This window comes from Brachyspira pilosicoli, assembly GCF_019402445.1.
In the GTDB taxonomy this organism is placed as follows: domain Bacteria; phylum Spirochaetota; class Brachyspiria; order Brachyspirales; family Brachyspiraceae; genus Brachyspira; species Brachyspira pilosicoli_B.
This window is the reverse complement of sequence record NZ_SRZM01000226.1, coordinates 1-2,837: the sequence shown is the minus strand read 5'-3', so window position 1 is coordinate 2,837 and position 2,837 is coordinate 1. Positions and strand designations below refer to the sequence as shown.

At 27.8% G+C, this 2,837-nt stretch carries 4 protein-coding genes; all 4 read right to left on the bottom strand.

The window, feature by feature from the left end:
• Window positions 1-86: 86 nt before the first annotated feature.
• The 4 genes from E6A48_RS07880 to E6A48_RS07865 are packed head-to-tail and all read right to left on the bottom strand — an operon-like array spanning window position 87 to window position 2,732.
• Complete coding sequence (locus E6A48_RS07880; protein WP_219709493.1) at window positions 87-1,463, bottom strand: phage tail protein; 1,377 nt, start codon at window positions 1,461-1,463, stop codon at window positions 87-89.
• A gap of 36 nt (window positions 1,464-1,499) precedes the next feature.
• Window positions 1,500-1,769, bottom strand: a complete 270-nt coding sequence (locus E6A48_RS07875; protein ID WP_157149302.1) for a hypothetical protein — start codon at window positions 1,767-1,769, stop codon at window positions 1,500-1,502.
• Entirely contained in the window at window positions 1,747-2,310 is a 564-nt protein-coding gene (locus E6A48_RS07870) for a phage capsid protein (protein ID WP_219709492.1), read from the bottom strand. The genes E6A48_RS07875 and E6A48_RS07870 overlap by 23 nt, the downstream gene beginning before the upstream one ends.
• Window positions 2,311-2,354: 44 nt before the next feature.
• A complete protein-coding gene (locus E6A48_RS07865) occupies window positions 2,355-2,732 on the bottom strand; it encodes a hypothetical protein (RefSeq protein WP_157149278.1) in 378 nt (125 codons plus the stop codon).
• Between the last annotated feature and the right edge of the window lie 105 nt (window positions 2,733-2,837).

Genomic DNA, 2,837 nt, shown 5'->3' with positions numbered 1-2,837 from the left:
CAAATTAATATTATAACAATTTTATTTATTAGATATTTATTATAATTATAAAAAATTATTTAATATATTTAAAAATAAAATATATATTAAAATAATTCAACTCTATCTGTGAATGCTATTAAATAGTTATTTTTCATTTCAATAGAATCTTCTGAAGCTTTAAAATTGTTTAATGAAACAGAAATATCTTTAGACTCAATAGTAGGAAAGGAAGGACTTCCAGAAACATCTGCACTCACAAATATAAATGGATAATCCTTACCTCTAAATTTTGTTTTGCTGTATATTACAAATGACTGCCTATCACCATTTAAAACGCGATTATAAAAAAGTTCTTTTGATTGGGTATTAAAAACTGCATTGCCAGAAAATGTTAAAGTAAATTTATTGTTTGGGAAATTATATCTCTTTGCTGATACATTAAATTTCTCTTCTTTAGTCCATTCAAAAGCAATAGCAATATCAGAAACAGAAGTAGCCTCTGTGCCGTTAATAAAAAGTTTTGTTGGATATTTTGAAGTTTGAGCCATTATAATATCTCTATCTTCCGCTCTCTCTTCTTTAAGAATGCTATCTTTATCTAAAGTGTATTCATCAGATGCCCATAGTGAAGAAGTTATTTGTGTTAATGCTTTATTAGCAAAATTAAAACTCATTGATTTACTTTCACAGCCTATATACTGAATGCCTTCAATGTTTTTTGATGAGTCAAATAATGCTAAGTTATAATATTGTGTTTCTCCGAATCTTGGCGAAATTATATTTACAAATCTTGGATATAGTTTTTTTGCCTCTTCGCTAAATACTCCACTCTCTATAAATCCAACTCTCTTAAAGCTAATTAAATAATTATCTTCTTCCTCTTCGAACTCTTCTAAAAAGTTTGTAAAATCTACTTTGTCATTCTTATCGCCTGTAATTAAAAATGCTTTTATATTTTTTATGTTGTTTATAGCATCAATTAATTCCTGCTGAGTCATAGAATCATATATATCAATAAAATCGCTATAAAAACCATTTTCATCTTCTCTGATAATCTCAAGCATAGCGATAGTGTTTTCATTTTTATGCATCTTAATAGAAAAATCGCTAAAACAATTAATGCAGATAATATTTCCTGTATTTTCTTTTGTATGCACATTAGCCCATATCAAACTCATATAATAAGCATTAGAGTTTACAAAAGCACCAAAAGAAATATCCCCCGCATAGGTTGTAGCCCCTAAATAGGATTCTGATGAAGGAGAGCCTACATAATCTTTTGTTAAGCTCTCTGTAGAAGGAGTAAGTCCAACAGAAGAAGGATAAATTAAATATTTTCCTTTAACATCATAGCTGGTAAAATCTACTCTTTCATCTCTGTTGTTTGTCTTAGCAATTCTCACTTTATATGAAGAGCCGTTTATAATATTTAAGCCATCTTCATCTTTCATTAAATTTCCTTTTATGTCAAATATACTCATATAATGAACCTTTTATAATTTTAGTTAAAAAAATTTTTATGCAGTTGCTTCAAGCACAACACTTTCTAATATATCTCTATCTTCAACTGTTATAGTGCCTTGCTTTGTATTATAGCCATCTAAACTCACCTCATATTGAAGAGTGTCACCCGTTTTATATGCATCAAAATATTTATCTTCTCCGTCTATTCTTATAACAGCATTTGAAGGAGTAGAAACAATCTTCACTTTATAAACATTGCCCCTTAAACTTAAATAATCTCTTACCTTTTGATTAACTCTCTCAATATTTCTGAAAAACTTCATCATCATAACTCCCAGTCATTATTTTAAAATTTATATAAAGAGAAAAACTCACCCCCCTAATAGATGAGAAATCATTAAACTGTCTTTTACTGTTTTCCATATCAAAAGTAGGAGAGTCCCATTTAATAACAGGAGATAATGCAATCCTCTCACCCTCATCATTTAGCTTTGATACCCAATAACGTGAAGCCTGATTCAAAGCAATAGGTATCATTGTGTATGCTAAAAAAGATTCTCCAGCTTTAAGCTCTTTATAAACCTCTGCTTTTAAACATATATCATCAGTAAAACCTGCACTATCTCCTATATATGAGTTTCCTCCTTTGCTCTCGCCCTCAGATATAGTAGCCCATAAAAAAGATTTACTCATAGACTTAATATTGCCCAAACTAAAACAGTCAATTTTTAATTTGTCATCTAAAAGTTTATTAAGCTCCCCATCACCTTTAACTTTATTTCCAGCAAAATCTATATAATCATCTGCCATAAAGTTCATAAAATTATCTAAAACATATAAAATGCTATTTTTGAAATGTATCATATATATAAAACCCTATTTAAAAAATATTTAAAAATAAAAAATAATTAAGGCTTTTTTATGTCCCCATCAAGCCTCACACTCTCATAAGATAAATTGCCAGAAATAAATGCTGATAAATCTTTTATAGCTAGTTCTTTTAACCTCAAGCTCTCATTTCTTATAAAGTTTATTAAATCGCTGTTTGATACAAAATTAACAGTTAAAAGCCTAGCCACCTCATAGCATATATAATTTTTTATAGCTATATATGGAAGCTTATTTTCTTCAGTAGGCTCTGTATAGTTCATATTAAGAATTGTCTTTCTAAATTGTAGAGTATAATTTTTTAATTGGCTTTCAATAAAATCTAAATCCATATTATCATAGTCAAACATTGTAAATATGCTTTTAAAATAATTTAAATCTGGTTCATATATATACATTTATATTTCTTCCTTTTGTTATTATTTTTATACATCAGAAATTTGACTTATATATCTAAACAACTATATTTTGTTATATAAGTTTTTTATTCAACTTTTTCCCGC

What these genes read in the sequence shown, in the direction of transcription:
- E6A48_RS07880 (WP_219709493.1), bottom strand. Translation starts at nt 1,463, where the DNA reads ATGAGTATATTTGACATAAAAGGAAATTTAATGAAAGATGAAGATGGC.
- E6A48_RS07870 (WP_219709492.1), bottom strand. Translation starts at nt 2,310, where the DNA reads ATGATACATTTCAAAAATAGCATTTTATATGTTTTAGATAATTTTATG.
- E6A48_RS07865 (WP_157149278.1), bottom strand. Translation starts at nt 2,732, where the DNA reads ATGTATATATATGAACCAGATTTAAATTATTTTAAAAGCATATTTACA.
- E6A48_RS07875 (WP_157149302.1), bottom strand. Translation starts at nt 1,769, where the DNA reads ATGAAGTTTTTCAGAAATATTGAGAGAGTTAATCAAAAGGTAAGAGAT.